This window comes from Pseudomonas sp. 203-8, assembly GCF_020708595.1.
GTDB classification, from domain to species: domain Bacteria; phylum Pseudomonadota; class Gammaproteobacteria; order Pseudomonadales; family Pseudomonadaceae; genus Pseudomonas; species Pseudomonas aeruginosa.
Genome location: NZ_JAJFDF010000005.1, coordinates 288,061 through 304,113, shown reverse-complemented (window position 1 = coordinate 304,113; position 16,053 = coordinate 288,061). Strand labels below are relative to the sequence as shown.

The following is a 16,053-nucleotide window of genomic DNA, read 5'->3' as shown; positions in this document are numbered from 1 at the left end:
CTTTCAGTCGATGCCCAGCTTTTTCAGGCGGTAGCGCATCGAGCGGAACGTCAGGCCCAGGCGCTGGGCCGCGGCGGTGCGGTTCCAGCGGGTCTCCTCGAGCGCCTGCATGATCAGCTTGCGCTCGATATCTTCCAGGTAGTCCTCGAGGTTGTCGATTTCGCTCAGGCTCGCCGCGCCTTCCTGGCTGGCACCCGGCGCATCGGCCAGGCGCAGGTCGTGAGGCTGGATCTGGTCGTCTTCGCACAGGGTATAGGCGCGCTCCAGCATGTTTTCCAGCTCGCGGACGTTGCCCGGGAAGCGGTAGTTCTTCAGCTTCTCCTGTGCGTCGCCGGTCAGCCTGGCGGCCGGCAGGCCGGTGTCGCCGGCCAGGCGCTTGAGGATGCGATCGGCGAGCAGCGGGATGTCCTCGCGGCGTTCGCGCAGCGGCGGTACGCGCAGCTCGATGACGTTGAGGCGGTAGTAGAGGTCCTGGCGGAAGCGCCCGGCGCCGACTTCGGCGGCGAGGTCCTTGTGGGTGGCGCAGAGGATGCGCACGTCGACGGCGACCTCCTGCTGGCCGCCGACCGCGCGCACGGCCTTTTCCTGGATCGCCCGGAGCAGTTTGACCTGCATGGCCATCGGCAGGTCGGCGACTTCGTCGAGGAACAGGGTGCCGCCGCTGGCGGCCTGGAACAGGCCCTGCTTGTCTTCGATAGCGCCAGTGAAGCTGCCTTTCTTGTGGCCGAAGAACTCGCTTTCCATCAGTTCGGAGGGAATCGCGCCGCAGTTCACCGGCACGAACGGCCGCTCGATACGTGGCCCCTGCTCGTGGATCAGGCGCGCCACCAGCTCCTTGCCGCTACCGGACTCGCCACTGATGTAGACCGGCGCCTGGCTGCGCGCCAGCTTGCCGATCTGGTTGCGCAGGGCGCGCATCGGCGGCGACTCGCCGAGCAGGCGGTTGTCCACCGGCGCTTCCTCGGCTTCCGGGTTGCGCAAGCGCAGGGCGGTTGCCACCAGCTCCCGCAAGCGACCGAGGTCGACCGGTTTGGTGAGGAAGTCGAAGGCACCGGCCTTGAGCGCCTGGATCGCGGTGTCCAGGCTGCCGTACGCGGTGATCATGGCCACCGGGGTCTGTGGATGGCGCTGCTGGATGTACTGGACCAGATCGAGGCCGCTGCCGTCCGGCAGGCGCATGTCGGTGAGGCACAGGTCGAACGGCTCGCGGGCCAGCAACTCGCGGGCTTCCTTGACGTTGCGGGCGCTGCGGGTGTCCAGCTTCATGCGGCCGAGAGTGATTTCCAGCAGTTCGCGGATATCCGGTTCATCGTCGACGATCAGGGCTTTTTGTCGGCTCATGCGTGCGGCTTCCGTCAGCTGAGTTTGCGCGGGTGGGCGAAGGTGATGCGGAAGCAGCCGCCGCCTTCCTCGCGATTGCGGTAGTCGATCCGTGCCTGGTTGCTCTCGCAGAGCTCGCGGGAGAGATAGAGGCCCAGGCCGGTGCCTTTGCTTTCTGTAGTAAAGAAGGGTTCGAACAGGTTGTTCAGTTTGTCCGCCGGTACGCCGGGACCGTCGTCGATGACTTCCAGCACCGGCAGGTCGCTCTCCGGGTCGCGCGCGAGGCTCAGCCAGACCTGGCCGCGCCCGTGCGCCTGGGCGCTGTAGCGAAGACCGTTCTGCACCAGGTTGCTCAGCACCTGGTTCAACTGATGTGGGTCCATGCGGGTCTGGATGTCGCCGGCACCGAGCTGCAGGTGCAGTTGGCTGTCGTTGCGCAGCCTGCCGGGGTATTCGTCGACGAACCGCTGAAGCCACTCCTTCAGGTCGAGCTGCTGCGGTTCGGCCTGGCGGCGACGGGAGAGCTGCAGGACGTTCTCGATGACCAGGTTCATCCGCTTCGACTGGTCCTGGATGATCTGCGTCAGGCGTCGGTCCGGGGCATCCAGTTCCTCTGACTCCTGCAGCAGTTGGGCGGCGTGGCTGATCGCGCCCAGCGGGTTGCGGATCTCATGGGCGATGCCGGCGGTCAGGCGGCCGAGACCGGCCAGCTTCATCTGCTGCGCCTGCTGGGCGATCTGCGAAATGTCTTCGAGGAAGATCAGCACGTGCTGGTCGTCTTCGCGGTTGAGGCTGATAAAGCTGGGTTGCACCGTCGGGCCATCCGGCACCACCTTGAGCGTCGGCGGACGGAGGCTGGGATTCAGGCGCCATTGCTTCATGCAGTGCATCAGCATCGGGCTGTGGCGGCCCAGGCTGGCGCCCTGCACGTCGTCCTGCCTGAGCAGGCCGAGGGCGGCCTGGTTGGCGAGGAGGATGGCCTGACGGCTATCGACCACGAGGATGCCGGTGCGCATGCGCTGCAGGATCAATGCGTTGAGTTCCTCCAGGTTGGCGACCGTCTCGGCGCGTTCTTCGGCCAGCGTTTCGGTCTGCTCCTGGCGCCGCACCAGAGCCTGGATCACCAGCGCGGCGGCGAAGCACAGGGTGCCGAGGCCGCCGGCCTGGACGTAGTGGTTGGTGGCGTCCGGACTGCTCAGGCTGAGGAAGAAAGTCAGGTAGAGCAGGCCGAGGCTGGCCGCCGCCGCGATGACCAGGCCGATGCGCCCGCGCAGCAGGATGTTGGCAATGGCCACCGCCACCACCAGCAGGCTGCCGATGCCGCTGGGTACGCCGCCACCTGCGTAGAACAGGCCGCAAAGCATCAGTACGTCGGTGAGCGCGAGGATGAAGATCGGCAGCAATTGCCGTGACGGCGGCAGGAACAGCGCGACCAGGATGTTGAAGACCAGGTAGCACCAACTGCCGACATGGAACAGTTCAGGGTGGACGAGCTTGAGGACCTGATCTTCCAGTTCGCTGGAGATCAGCAGGACCAGTACCAGGCCGATGGTCAGGCGGTACAGGTGGTACAGACGGAGGATGCGTTGCCCCTGCTCCTCGCTCAGCCGTAGCCGTTCAGCGCGCACGGTCGCCCTGGTCCTGGCGCAGGTGCGCCTGGCTGCAATACCAGCGTTGTTCGTGGGCGAGGGCGTTGGCCTGCGGCACGTGGACTCCGCAATGGGCGCAGCGGACCATCGGCGATGCGCTCGGCTCGTCCTGCGGACGTTGCTGCTGGCGCGGAGTGGGACGGGTAAAGCGACGCCAGAGCCAGAACGCGATGGCGATCAGGGCGATCCAGAACAGGAGGCGGAAAAGGCCCATGGTGATCTCGGAGGCTGGAGAAAGCTGCAGTTTAGCCAAGCCGCCGGCTCGATCCCAGCCGGGAAGGTCCAGGCTGTGCGGCGTTTGGCGCTGGGAGAGGCATGGCGGCGGGCAAAAAGAAGGGAGGCCTGCGCCTCCCTTCGGTGTTTCGTGCGATCAGTCGAAGAGACCGAAGGTCATGTAGCTCCACCAGGAGCGGCCGGAGTCTTCGTCGTCATCGCTCTCCGGCTTCTCGTCGTCGGCGCTGTGATCCTGGTTTTCCGGCTTCAGTTCGGCGGGGATCTCCCGCTCGGCATCCTCGTACTGCTTGATCACGTCCTTGGCGGCCTGGGTTTCCATGTGCGGCGGCGGCTCGCCGCCTTCGATCAGGCCCAGGGTGGCCTTGGCCAGCCAGGAGCGGGTGTCGGCCTCGCTTTCGCGGGCGACGAACTCGCCATCCTTGAGGCTGGCGTTATCCGGATAGTTGAGCTTGAGGGTTTCCAGGCTGGTGCTGGCCAGGTCGTCGAGACCCAGGCGACGGTAGGCTTCGACCATGATCGCCAGGCCATCGCCGACGGCCGGGGTTTCCTGGAAGTTCTCTACCACGTAGCGACCGCGGTTGGCGGCGGCGACATAGGCCTGGCGCTTCAGGTAGTAGTGGCCGACGTGCACTTCGTAGGCCGCCAGCAGGTTGCGCAGGTACACCATGCGCGCCTTGGCGTCCGGGGCGTAGCGGCTGTTGGGGAAGCGGCTGGTGAGCTGGGCGAACTCGTTGAAGGAGTCGCGGGCGGCGCCCGGGTCGCGCTTGGTCATGTCCAGCGGCAGGAAGCGCGCCAGCAGGCCGCGGTCCTGGTCGAAGGAGGACAGGCCCTTGAGGTAGTAGGCGTAGTCGACGTTGGGGTGCTGCGGATGCAGGCGGATGAAGCGTTCGGCGGCGGCGCGGGCGGCTTCGGGCTCCATGTTCTTGTAGTTGGCGTAGATCAGCTCGAGCTGGGCCTGCTCGGCGTAGCGGCCGAAGGGATAGCGCGATTCGAGGGCTTTCAGCTTGGTGACGGCGCTGTTGTAGCTCTTGTTGTTGAGGTCGTCCTGCGCCTGCTGGTACAGCTGGCTCTCGCTCAGGTTCTCGTCGACAGTCTCCTTGTTCGAGGAGCAGGCTGCGGTGAGGGCGAGGATGGCGATCAGCAGCAGGTGTTTCACTTGCATGGCGGCTTGCGTCCCTGGGACGGTCGGCTTGGCCTCAACCGTCTGTTATGATTGGCGCCCCAGGCACCCCCTGGGACAAAGACCCCGTATTTAACCACAGCGCGTAGCCGATTCCAAAAGCCGCGCTGAGCATCGTCTCCTACTCATGTCCGATATGATTCAACGCGCGGCCGAGGTGCCGTTCGAGCTGGGTGGCCAGCGTCTCGACCAGATCGCCGCCCAGCTTTTTCCCGAACACTCCCGCTCCCGTCTGGCCGGCTGGATCAAGGACGGACGCCTGACCGTCGACGGCGCCGTGCTGCGCCCGCGCGACATCGTCCACAGCGGCGCGCAACTGGTCCTGGAGGCCGAGCAGGAAGCCCAGGGCGAGTGGCTCGCACAGGACATCGAGCTGGAAATCGTCTACGAGGACGAGCACATCCTGGTGATCGACAAGCCCGCCGGCCTGGTGGTCCATCCGGCTGCCGGCCATCAGGACGGCACCCTGCTGAATGCCTTGCTCTACCATGTCCCGGACATCGCCAATGTGCCGCGCGCCGGGATCGTCCACCGCCTGGACAAGGACACGACCGGCCTGATGGTGGTGGCCAAGACGCTGGAGGCCCACACCAAGCTGGTGGCGCAACTGCAGGCACGGTCGGTCAGCCGCATCTACGAGGCGATCGTGATCGGCGTGATCACCTCCGGCGGCACCATCGATGCGCCGATCGGACGGCATGGCGTGCAGCGGCAGAAGATGGCGGTGGTCGACGCCGGCAAGGTGGCGGTCAGCCATTACCGCGTGCTGGAACGCTTCCGTGCGCACACCCATACCCGGGTCAAGCTGGAGACCGGGCGTACCCACCAGATCCGCGTGCACATGAGCCATATCGGCTATCCCCTGGTCGGCGATCCGGTCTACGGTGGGCGCTTCAGGATTCCCCCGGTGGCCAGCCAGACCCTGGTCCAGACTCTTCGCGAGTTCCCCCGGCAGGCGCTGCACGCGCGCTTCCTCGAACTGGATCACCCGGCCACCGGCGTGCGCATGAAGTGGGAGTCGCCGCTGCCGGAAGACTTCCTCTGGCTGCTCAGCCTGTTGCGCCAGGATCGCGAGGCGTTCGTCGGATGAACGCCTGGCTGACCCCCGACTGGCCGGCGCCGGCCCGTGTGCGGGCCTGCGTGACCACGCGCAGTGGCGGGGTCAGCCAGGCACCCTTCGACAGTCTGAACCTTGGCGCCCACGTCGACGACGATCCGCGCGCCGTGGAAGAAAACCGCCGACGCCTGACCGAGCGTCTGGAATGCCGGCCGAGCTGGTTGGACCAGGTGCACGGAGTGACGGTGGTGGAGGCCGACCCGAGCCGGGTGCTCAGGGCCGACGCCAGCTGGAGCGCGATGCCGGGCGTCGCCTGTACGATCATGACCGCCGACTGCCTGCCGGCGTTGTTCTGCGACCGCTCGGGCACCCGCGTGGCCGCGGCCCATGCCGGCTGGCGCGGGCTGGCGGCGGGCGTGCTGGAGGCGACGGTGGACAGCCTGGGCGTGCCCGGCGACGAACTGCTGGTCTGGCTGGGGCCGGCGATCGGCCCGCTGGCCTTCGAGGTCGGCGGCGAGGTCCGCGATGCATTCGTCGCTGCGCACGCCGAGGCGCGCTCGGCTTTCGTACCTAGCGCCAATCCGGGCCGCTTCATGGCCGACATCTACCGACTCGCGCGGATCCGCCTGGGCGCCCATGGCGTCACCGCCGTGCATGGCGGCGGCTTCTGCACCTTCAGCGATACCGCGCGCTTCTATTCCTACCGCCGCTCGTCGCGTACCGGCCGTTTTGCCAGCCTGGTCTGGCTCCAGGACTAGGCCCGCGCAGGTTATCCGGCGGCAACTGACCGATGTCACGGTCCGGTCGCTTGAACCGCGGAAAATCGCCCTTATCTACTGAGTCATCTCGGCGGGCTTTTCTTCATCAGGGACACCCATCGTTCCGGCCCGCTCTATAGAAGGAAGGACGACCCATGCGAATAGACCGTTTGACCAGCAAGCTGCAACTGGCGCTCTCCGACGCCCAGTCCCTGGCCGTTGGCCATGACCATCCGGCCATCGAGCCGGTGCACCTGCTTTCCGCCCTGCTCGAGCAGCAAGGCGGTTCGATCAAGCCCCTGCTGATGCAGGTCGGCTTCGATATCGCCGCCCTGCGCAGCGGCCTCAACAAAGAACTCGACGCGCTGCCGAAGATCCAGAGCCCGACCGGCGACGTGAACCTGTCCCAGGATCTCGCACGCCTGCTCAACCAGGCTGACCGCCTGGCCCAGCAGAAGGGCGACCAGTTCATCTCCAGCGAGCTGGTATTGCTGGCCGCGATGGACGAGAACACCAGGCTCGGCAAGCTGCTGCTCGGCCAGGGCGTGTCGCGCAAGGCGCTGGAGAATGCCGTGGCCAACCTGCGTGGCGGCGAAGCGGTGAACGACCCGAACGTCGAGGAGTCGCGCCAGGCGCTGGACAAGTACACCGTCGACATGACCAAGCGCGCCGAGGAAGGCAAGCTCGACCCGGTGATCGGTCGCGACGACGAGATCCGCCGGACCATCCAGGTCCTGCAGCGGCGGACCAAGAACAACCCGGTGCTGATCGGCGAACCCGGCGTCGGCAAGACCGCCATCGTCGAGGGCCTGGCCCAGCGCATCATCAACGGCGAAGTGCCGGACGGCCTCAAGGACAAGCGCCTGCTGGCCCTGGACATGGGGGCGCTGATCGCCGGTGCCAAGTTCCGCGGCGAGTTCGAGGAACGCCTGAAGGCGGTCCTCAACGAACTGGGCAAGCAGGAAGGCCGGGTCATCCTGTTCATCGACGAACTGCACACCATGGTCGGCGCCGGCAAGGCGGAAGGCGCCATGGACGCCGGCAACATGCTCAAGCCGGCTCTGGCGCGCGGCGAGCTGCACTGCGTCGGTGCTACTACCCTCGACGAGTATCGCCAGTACATCGAGAAGGATGCCGCGCTGGAGCGCCGCTTCCAGAAGGTGCTGGTGGACGAACCGAGCGAGGAAGACACCATCGCCATCCTCCGTGGCCTCAAGGAACGCTATGAAGTGCACCACGGGGTGAGCATCACCGACGGCGCGATCATCGCCGCGGCCAAGCTGTCGCACCGCTACATCACCGATCGGCAACTGCCGGACAAGGCCATCGACCTGATCGACGAGGCCGCCAGCCGCATCCGCATGGAGATCGACTCCAAGCCGGAGGAACTGGATCGTCTCGACCGTCGCCTGATCCAGCTGAAGATCGAGCGCGAGGCGCTGAAGAAGGAAGACGACGAAGCCACCAGGAAGCGCCTGGCCAAGCTGGAGGAGGATATCGTCAAGCTCGAGCGCGAATACGCCGACCTCGAGGAGATCTGGAAGTCCGAGAAGGCCGAGGTGCAGGGCTCGGCGCAGATCCAGCAGAAGATCGAGCAGGCCAAGCAGGAGATGGAGGCGGCGCGGCGCAAGGGCGACCTCGAGAGCATGGCGCGCATCCAGTACCAGACCATCCCGGACCTGGAACGCAGCCTGCAGATGGTCGACCAGCACGGCAAGACCGAGAACCAGTTGCTGCGCAACAAGGTGACCGACGAGGAAATCGCCGAAGTGGTTTCCAAGTGGACCGGTATCCCGGTGTCGAAGATGCTCGAGGGCGAGCGCGAGAAGCTGCTGCGCATGGAGCAGGAGCTGCATCGGCGAGTGATCGGCCAGGACGAGGCGGTAGTCGCCGTGTCCAACGCCGTGCGCCGTTCGCGCGCCGGCCTCGCCGATCCGAACCGGCCGAGCGGCTCGTTCCTCTTCCTCGGCCCGACCGGGGTGGGCAAGACCGAGTTGTGCAAGGCGCTGGCCGAGTTCCTCTTCGATACCGAGGAGGCGCTGGTGCGGATCGATATGTCCGAGTTCATGGAGAAACACTCGGTGGCCCGCCTGATCGGCGCGCCTCCGGGCTACGTCGGCTTCGAGGAAGGCGGCTACCTGACCGAGGCGATCCGCCGCAAGCCTTACTCGGTGGTGCTGCTGGACGAGGTGGAGAAGGCCCATCCGGATGTATTCAACATTCTCCTCCAGGTGCTCGAGGACGGACGCCTGACCGACAGTCACGGGCGTACGGTGGACTTCCGCAACACCGTGGTGGTGATGACCTCCAACCTCGGTTCGGCACAGATCCAGGAGCTGGCCGGCGACCGCGAGGCGCAACGTGCCGCAGTGATGGACGCGGTCAATGCGCACTTCCGTCCGGAATTCATCAACCGGATCGACGAAGTGGTGGTATTCGAGCCGCTGGCTCGCGAGCAGATCGCCGGCATCGCCGAGATCCAGCTCGGTCGCCTGCGCAAGCGCCTGGCCGAGCGCGAGCTGAGCCTGGAACTGAGCCAGGAGGCGCTGGACAAGCTGATCGCCGTCGGCTTCGACCCGGTCTATGGCGCACGCCCGCTGAAGCGGGCCATCCAGCGCTGGATCGAGAACCCGCTGGCGCAACTGATCCTGGCCGGCAAATTCGCGCCGGGTGCCAGTATCTCGGCGAAGGTGGAAGGCGACGAGATCGTCTTCGCCTGACCTCTTCGTGGACGGACAGGGAAAGCCCCGCTTCGGCGGGGCTTTTTCATGGGCGTCCGGTAGGAGCGAGAGCGCTGCCGCATGCAGTGGAAGGGCCGTTTTGCCGCTCGTGGAAAAAGAAGAAAAACTTTTTGGATCAGAGGGTTGACATGCCCGCGCGCATCCGTAAAATGGCGCGCCTCTGAGACGCGAATCCAGCAACACCGGAAGCGTCCAGGGTTGGAAGAAAGACGTTCCGCGATAGCTCAGTCGGTAGAGCAAATGACTGTTAATCATTGGGTCCCTGGTTCGAGTCCAGGTCGCGGAGCCAACTTCCAATCGGGGTATAGCGCAGTCCGGTAGCGCGCCTGCTTTGGGAGCAGGATGTCGGGAGTTCGAATCTCTCTACCCCGACCACCTCATACTTGGGTCGTTAGCTCAGTCGGTAGAGCAGTTGGCTTTTAACCAATTGGTCGTAGGTTCGAATCCTACACGACCCACCATATTCAAGACGAAAAAGCTCACCTGCGAAGGTGGGCTTTTTCGTTTCTGTACCCTTATTTTCCGAATGCTGGCCTGTGGGAAGGAGGAGGGGCCGCTCTTCCAGCCCTGTTTCTCCGACGCCTGGCCTTCCCGCATGGCATTCATCGAGCGTCTGGAGGCGGCGGGCCCTGAGGCCCGGCCGCTCCATCGAACAGGAAGCCTCCCGGTACGGGTACCGGGAGAATCGATTCACAGGTTGTAGTGGCGACCTATCATTGGAACGGTCGCCGCAGCCCCGTATACCGAGTTCCAGGACTGCCAGCCAAAATTGATGCCGATCAGTCCGCCATGGATCTGGTTGGGGATTTGTGGCTCCAGCCTGCCGCTGGCCGAAGAACCCATGACATTCCCCTGGTTCCAGGCGACCAGGCCGCCCAGCAGACCCGAGCCTCCGACCTTGCCGGAAGCGGAAGCGCCGCTGATGGTGGCGGTGCTGAAGCCCACCAGCCCGCCAATATAGCTATCGTAGCCCGCCGTCACATCGCCGCCGGTCGAGGCCCCCAGGATGAGAGCCTGCCAGCCCTCCAGGGAGCCGACCAGTCCGCCGGCCCTGATCCCGGCGCCTCCGCTCACCGCACCGCTGGCCTTGGCGGAGCGGATCGAGGTGTTTTCACCGCGGCCGACCAACCCTCCCAGGTTGTGGCCGGTCTTGTCGTTCACGATTCCATGACTGCTGGCGAGCATCAGCGAACCTCGCAGGTCACTGCCGATCAACCCGCCGATGGCCCTGGAACCACTGGCGCTGACGTTGCCCGAAGCCGAGACGTTCGTCAGCGAGGCGGCATCGTTATAGCCGACGAGTCCGCCGACGCGACTGCCCTTGCCCCCGGTGACATTGCCGGATGCCGCCAGGGTGCTGTGGTTGCCGCCCCGGTTGTGGCCGATCAGCCCTCCCACGTCACTGTTCGCCCCTGCGTTTACCCACCCGGAGGCCTTCAGGTTGGAATGATTGCCGCCGAGGTTGGACCCTATCAGGCCACCCAGGGTTTTGCCGCTGCCGTCGGTGACTTCGCCACTGGCGGAGCCGTTGATGACGGAGCCGTACAGGTTTTCTCCGAGCAGACCGCCAACCGCTTCTGCTCCGCGGGTAGCGACATTGCCCTTGGCGGAGGCATTGACCAGCGAGGCATTGGCGTTGAGACCGATCAGGCCGCCGGCCTGGAGCAGCGACCCACCACTCAGGTTGCCGCTGGCACTGACGTTGGCCAGATTGCCTGCCTGGTTGTGGCCGATCAGGCCTCCCAGGTAGCGACCGGCTTGCAGGCTGACATCGCCATGGGCGCTGGCGTTGTTGATGGCCGCGTTCAGGTTCCGGCCGATCAGCCCGCCCAGTGCTTCCGCGTCTGTGCCCCGGACCTTGCCGCTGGCCGTGGCGTGGGCGATACCACTGTTTACGTTGAGGCCGATGAGCCCTCCGTACAGGCCGTGCTGTCCGTTGCCTGAGACGTCGACGGAGGCGGATACGTCCGCCAGTCCGCCGGCGGAGCTGTATCCGACCAGTCCTCCCAGGTTCATTCCGTGACCGCTCAGCGAAAGCGTTCCCTGACTGCCGCTGCTGCGGATGAGGCCGCCGCGGTTCCTGCCTACCAGGCCCCCCGCGCCGTAGTGGCTGGCATGGTCCTTCAACTGGCCGGAGATGGCAAAATCGGCCCGGCTGTTGGAGATGCTGGCCACGCCCCTGGCTGTGCTGATGTTTTCGGCTGCGAGTCCGCCCAGAGCATAGGTGTGGCGGTTGCCGACCAGCGTGCCGCTGGCGCTGGCGTTGTCGATACTACCCAGGTTCAGTGCGACCAGCCCGCCGAGGCTGTTCAGCTTCGAGGCCGCGGCGATACGGATGTCGCTGGCGTTCACATTGTCGATGCGACCGAGGTTGACGGCGGCCAGGCTACCGACCTGGACGTTGTAGTGGGTGGCCTGTGCTCCATCGGCGGAAATGCGTTCCAGGTTCAGGTTGCGGAGGATGCCCCGGTTGACGCTGAACAGGCCGGAGTAGGCGCCGGTGCCGTAGACGGCGAGATTATCGATGGTGTTGCCCAGGCCGTCGAAGGTACCGCCGAAGGCGCTGGCGTTGCCTATCGACAGGAAGCTGGAGTTGCCGCCTGCGATTCGATTGCCGAGGACATAGCTGCCGCCCAGGTCCCTATCGATGCCGCGCAACTGCTGCAGGTCCTGGATCACGCTGTAGTCCCGCCCATTGGCGCGGAATCCTGCGTTCTTGCCGGACAGGGTGATCCGGGTGCCTTCGGCCAGGGCATAACCCTTGTCCGAATTGAATTCGACCCGGGCTCCCTGGCCAGTGAGAGAGAGGCTGTCGTCGATACGGAGAGGGCGCTGCCCGGCATTGAGAGTAAGGCTGGCGTTTTCCCCCTGGGCCGTCAGCGCGCCATTGATCCTGAGGTCCCCGCGCTCGGCGGTTAGCGTCAGGCCGTTGCCGCTGTCCCAGGACAGCGGCGCGCCGACATGCGCGTTGCCCCGGGTGGCGACCACTTCGACGTTGCTTGTGGAAAGGTTGCGGGCCAGGGTATCGGCATGCAACGTCGGGCCTTTTCCCGCGCTGCTTGGATTCGCCAGGCCGGAACCGACATTCTCGTTGCTCCGGGCCTGAACGGTACGTGACCTGACGTTGGTGGCGGAGTTGCCGAAGACCTTGTTACCGCCGGTCTGGACCTGCACGACATGCACATTGCCGGCGTCGGCGGCGATATCGGGTAGCGTCTGGACCTGGACGATGCTGGAGCCATTGGCGCCTGGGCTCAGGTTGGGGAGAGTCTGGGTCTGGACGACATCGATTCCGTTGACGCCGGGGCCGATGTTGGCACCGCTCTGGCTCTGCACGATTGTGACGCCATTGACGCCCGAGCCGATGCTGGGGCCGCTCTGGCTCTGCACGACGCTGATGCCACTCGCGCCTGAACCGATATTTGCGCCATTCTGGCTTTGCACAACGGTGATGCCACTTGCGCCAGAACCGATATTGGCACCGTTCTGGCTCTGCACGACAGTCACGCCATTGACGCCCGAGCCGATATTGGGGCTGTTCTGGCTCTGCACGACGCTGATGCCACTCGCGCCGGCGCCGATATTGGCGCCATTCTGGCTTTGCACGACGCTGATGCCATTGGCGCCCGAGCCGATATTGGGGCTGTTCTGGCTTTGCACGACGCTGATGCCACTTGCGCCCGAGCCGATGTTGGCGCCGCTCTGGCTCTGCACTGCGGAGGTACCGTTGGCGCCAGCGGAGAGGTCGACGGCCGGCTGCTGCTGAACGATGGTCACGCCGTTGCTATCGGACGCATTGGCCCCGGCTGGGCCCTGCGCTACATGGACCTGGCCGGAACCATCACCGGCAGCGTTTGCCTGGCCGACAGCGGCTACGCTGACCTCGTGCGAGAGAATCCTCCAGGTGCCGGTTGCGCCCTGGTCGGCATGGGTGTCCACCTGCGCGGTTCGCTGTATCTCGACGTTCGCGCCCTGGTTCAGCACCAGGCCGCCATTGCCTCCGCCGATGGCGCTGGCGTCCTGCTTGCCGGCCACCCGCACGGTACCCTGTTCGCCGCCGTCGAGGACGATGCGTCCTTCCGCGCTGCGTAGCGTCCTGGCCTCGAGAGTGCCCTGGTTGTTGACGACGGTCTTGAGCAGGCTGTCGGCGCTGCGGGCGCTCATCAGCACCTGGCCGCCATCGGCGCGGATGAGGCCGCCGTTGTGTGCGAGAGCGTCGACCGAGCCCTTGTCCACCTGCAGGTTGAGCAGGCCGTCGCCGTCGAAATTGAGGTTGATGCCCTGGCCTGCGCCCAGGGCCACGTCGCCGAGTTGCGCCTGGATCACGCCGTCGTTGCTGACCCGGGCGCCCAGCAGGGCGATGCTGCCGCCTTCGCTGGCTTGCAGGCTGCCGGCATTGCTTACGGTTGCGCCGGAGTCGCCGGAGAACTGGTAGTTGCCGGCGAGGAAGTCCCTGTCGGCCAGGTCCAGGGTGGAAGCCACCAGGCCGCCTACGTTGACCTGGGCGGACTTGCCGAAGACCACGCCGTTGGGATTGACCAGGAAGACCTTGCCGTTGGCATCTATCCGCCCCTGGATATCGCTGCCGTTGCGGCCGATCACCCGGTTCAGGGCGACGGCGTCCTGGCCCGGCTGGTGGAAGCTGACCCGCTCATCGGCACGGACGCTGAACTCGTTCCAATTGGTGATCAGCTTGTGGCTCTGCTGGTCGATGACCATATGCCGGCCATCGGTGGATGTCTGGAATCCGGCATCGCCTGAAACGACCGTGGCGCCGCTGGGCAGGGCGAAGGCGGGGGCCTGGCAGAACAGGCCGAGCAGTGACGCTCCGGCGACTACGAGCGCCTTGCCGCGTCCGCTCTTGCTGCGCCGACGGGTACCTTCGCTTGCGACGTTCCAACAGCCTGTGGCCTGGTTCCAGACCAGCGTATAGCTCTTGTTCATGGCTTTTCCTTTCAGTGGGGCCCGCCGGCATGGCGGGCGGGAGCTTGCTCAGAAGTAGCGGGTCGCTTGCAACCACAGCCGGGGAGTGCGCTCGGGCTCGATGTTGTTTTCCTGGCTCAGGGGCCAGGCGGCGGTCAGGCTGACCTGGTGATCCGTTCCGTACCAGGTTGCGCCGCTGCCGACGGCGGCCATGCGGTTGCGATTGCCTTCCGTGGTGTTGGGGTGCTTGAGGAATTTCACCGCGCCCTGGTCGACGAACGAACTCAGCTGCCAGCCCGGAGCCAGGCTGTAGCGCAGCTCCGCACTGGCTTGCCAGCCTTCGTCGCCGTAGCCCTTGTAGCTGCCCAGGGGGAACGCCCGAACGCCGTAGGGGCCGCCCATGTCGAACTGTTCCGCGCTGTCGAGGTTGCCGCCGCTCCACTGGGCGTTGAGTTGGGCGAACAACTGCAGGCGGTCGCCCAGGTGCTGCAGGCGTACGGCGTTGAGCATGATCTTGTCGAAGCTGCCGGCGGTACCGATGGTGTAGCGGTCCAGCAGCCGCTCTTCGCCGGAGTCGATGGCGAGCTGGCCGCGGGCATAGGCCAGCGAGAAGCCGCTCTGTCCACCGCCGAACAAGCGGTCCTGGGCGTTTCCGCTGATGCTGGCGGTCCACAGGCGGATCTCCTTGCGGCTATGCCTCCCGGTACGCTCCTGGTCATCGCGAAGTCGCTTGTTTTCATATTGCAACTGGGTGGACAGGCTTAAGCTGCGGCTACGCAGCAGGGGCTGGCTGACGAACAGACTGTCGGTAATGGCCCGGCCATGGGCGTCCAGGCGCGAGAAATCGCGTACCAGTCGATAGGTCGTCTCGGCGTGGGCCAGTCCGATGCGCGTGCCTCGGGAACCAAGGGGCAGTTGATAGGCTGCACGGTAGTAGCGTTGGTGCCGGTCGCTGCCCAGCAGGCTCAGTCTCGCCTGGTCGCCCAGTCGCAGCGGGCTGTTGAAGTCGAGGGTGGTTCCCAGGCGATATTCCCCCATGTAGCGGCCGCCATAGTTGTCTGCCTCCAGCCTGCCGCCGACCAGCGGGCCGGGGCGGGCCTCGACGCGCAAGTCCGTGGTTCCCTGCGCCTGGCCCGGCAGCAGGGTGCCTTTGGCCTGGAGGCCGGGAATGTCGCTCAGGAGCAGAAGCGCACGCTCCAGCTCCGAGCCCTGGACCGCGGTATCTCGTTCGAGTGCGCTCAAGGGGCGGAGTAGAACGCGGTCCAGCGTTCGGGACGTGTTGTGCAGTTCGATCCTGCCGTAGCGTCCCTCGAGCACTTCGATGCGTACCGTTCCATCCTGGATTTCCTGTGCCGGGAGGAAGGCGCGCGCCAGCACATATCCCTTTTCCTGATAGAAATCGCCGATGCGGGCGGCGGCGGCGTGCAATTGGCTCAGATTGAGTTCCTGGCCCGGCAGGTCGTGCAGGAGCGCCAGCAGGCGTCGATCGTCGAACTGCCTGTTGCCGCTGAGTTGGAAGCGCTTGACCAGCACCGTCGGGCCGCCCTCTTCGGCAGCCCGTGATACGCCGTCCTCGGGGCTGGGGCGCTCGGCGTCCAGTTCCACCGGCGCGGGCAGGTTCAGGCGTCGGCTTTCCACGTCACGCAGCGCCTGCCCCGCATCCGGGGCGGCATTGGCAAGGCAGGACGACAACATGGCCATTCCCATGAGGCCCGTACGGAGCAGCGGTCCGGCCCTGAGGGATGGAACGATCGAAGTGGAACTGCCGGAAGGTTTTGGAGAGGGAGGTGGGAAAGAAAGGCTAGCCTGGTTACGCGGAAAAGCTGGATGCATGGTCAATCGGCCCGGAGCGCGGTTCTTGCAGGGAAAAGAAGCCGATATCCGCAGGCATGTGCAGAACGATCGGTTTCAAGGCGGAGAATCGAGTGGGCGATAGCCTGAGGCGAGGCTGAAACGGCGACAATCGTAGTTTTCTGGCGTTGGCCGGTAGAACTTCTTGGTTTTCGTAGGGGACTGGGAGGACTGCTGTAGGAAAAAACTCCGGTGATAATGGGCTCGGCAGCGGAAGCGGCGGAAACAGTGGGGCGGAAGTAGCGGCTGAGCGCGATTCCGTATCGCGACCGTGGCGGTCATGATCAAAGGGCCTGTCCGACTATCGCCCGCCGTTCGGTCTGGCGGCTGGAGCATGGGC

9 protein-coding genes and 3 tRNA genes are annotated in these 16,053 nt (G+C 65.5%); 6 read left to right on the top strand and 6 right to left on the bottom strand.

Going from position 1 to position 16,053, the window contains the following annotated elements; genetic code table 11:
- Positions 1 to 3: 3 nt before the first annotated feature.
- The 4 genes from pilR to LJF27_RS13995 form a co-directional block, all read right to left on the bottom strand.
- Positions 4 to 1,341: a two-component system response regulator PilR gene (gene pilR / locus LJF27_RS14010; protein WP_003110427.1), complete on the bottom strand. Its 1,338-nt coding sequence runs from the start codon at positions 1,339 to 1,341 to the stop codon at positions 4 to 6.
- A gap of 14 nt (positions 1,342 to 1,355) precedes the next feature.
- Entirely contained in the window at positions 1,356 to 2,948 is a 1,593-nt protein-coding gene (gene pilS / locus LJF27_RS14005) for a two-component system sensor histidine kinase PilS (protein WP_003094692.1), read from the bottom strand.
- Complete coding sequence (locus LJF27_RS14000) at positions 2,938 to 3,183, bottom strand: PP0621 family protein (RefSeq protein WP_003102591.1); 246 nt, start codon at positions 3,181 to 3,183, stop codon at positions 2,938 to 2,940. Before LJF27_RS14000 ends, pilS begins: the two co-directional genes overlap by 11 nt.
- Before the next feature lie 156 nt (positions 3,184 to 3,339).
- Positions 3,340 to 4,365: an outer membrane protein assembly factor BamD gene (locus LJF27_RS13995; protein ID WP_003102590.1), complete on the bottom strand. Its 1,026-nt coding sequence runs from the start codon at positions 4,363 to 4,365 to the stop codon at positions 3,340 to 3,342.
- 145 nt (positions 4,366 to 4,510) lie between these two features.
- Here LJF27_RS13995 and rluD point away from each other — a divergent pair, with 145 nt between their 5' ends.
- The 6 genes from rluD to LJF27_RS13965 all read left to right on the top strand — a co-directional run bounded on the left by rluD (position 4,511) and on the right by LJF27_RS13965 (position 9,400).
- Positions 4,511 to 5,473 (top strand): 23S rRNA pseudouridine(1911/1915/1917) synthase RluD, encoded by a 963-nt coding sequence (gene rluD / locus LJF27_RS13990; RefSeq protein WP_003094686.1) that lies wholly within the window; start codon positions 4,511 to 4,513, stop codon positions 5,471 to 5,473.
- A complete protein-coding gene (gene pgeF / locus LJF27_RS13985; RefSeq protein WP_003116257.1) occupies positions 5,470 to 6,198 on the top strand; it encodes a peptidoglycan editing factor PgeF in 729 nt (242 codons plus the stop codon). Before rluD ends, pgeF begins: the two co-directional genes overlap by 4 nt.
- Before the next feature lie 155 nt (positions 6,199 to 6,353).
- A complete protein-coding gene (clpB, locus tag LJF27_RS13980) occupies positions 6,354 to 8,918 on the top strand; it encodes an ATP-dependent chaperone ClpB (RefSeq protein WP_003094682.1) in 2,565 nt (854 codons plus the stop codon).
- Positions 8,919 to 9,152: 234 nt separating this feature from the next.
- Positions 9,153 to 9,228: transfer RNA gene (locus LJF27_RS13975), tRNA-Asn, on the top strand.
- 9 nt (positions 9,229 to 9,237) lie between these two features.
- Positions 9,238 to 9,314, top strand: a tRNA-Pro gene (locus LJF27_RS13970).
- A 10-nt stretch (positions 9,315 to 9,324) separates the two neighbouring features.
- Positions 9,325 to 9,400, top strand: a tRNA-Lys gene (locus LJF27_RS13965).
- Between the two features lie 229 nt (positions 9,401 to 9,629).
- Here the strand turns inward: LJF27_RS13965 and tpsA4 are convergent.
- Both tpsA4 and LJF27_RS13955 read right to left on the bottom strand, forming a co-directional pair.
- Positions 9,630 to 13,883, bottom strand: a complete 4,254-nt coding sequence (tpsA4, locus tag LJF27_RS13960; protein WP_023116756.1) for a two-partner secretion system exoprotein TpsA4 — start codon at positions 13,881 to 13,883, stop codon at positions 9,630 to 9,632.
- 48 nt (positions 13,884 to 13,931) lie between these two features.
- Positions 13,932 to 15,569, bottom strand: coding sequence for a ShlB/FhaC/HecB family hemolysin secretion/activation protein (locus LJF27_RS13955; protein WP_017148555.1), 1,638 nt, complete (start codon positions 15,567 to 15,569; stop codon positions 13,932 to 13,934).
- Positions 15,570 to 16,053: the final 484 nt, after the last annotated feature.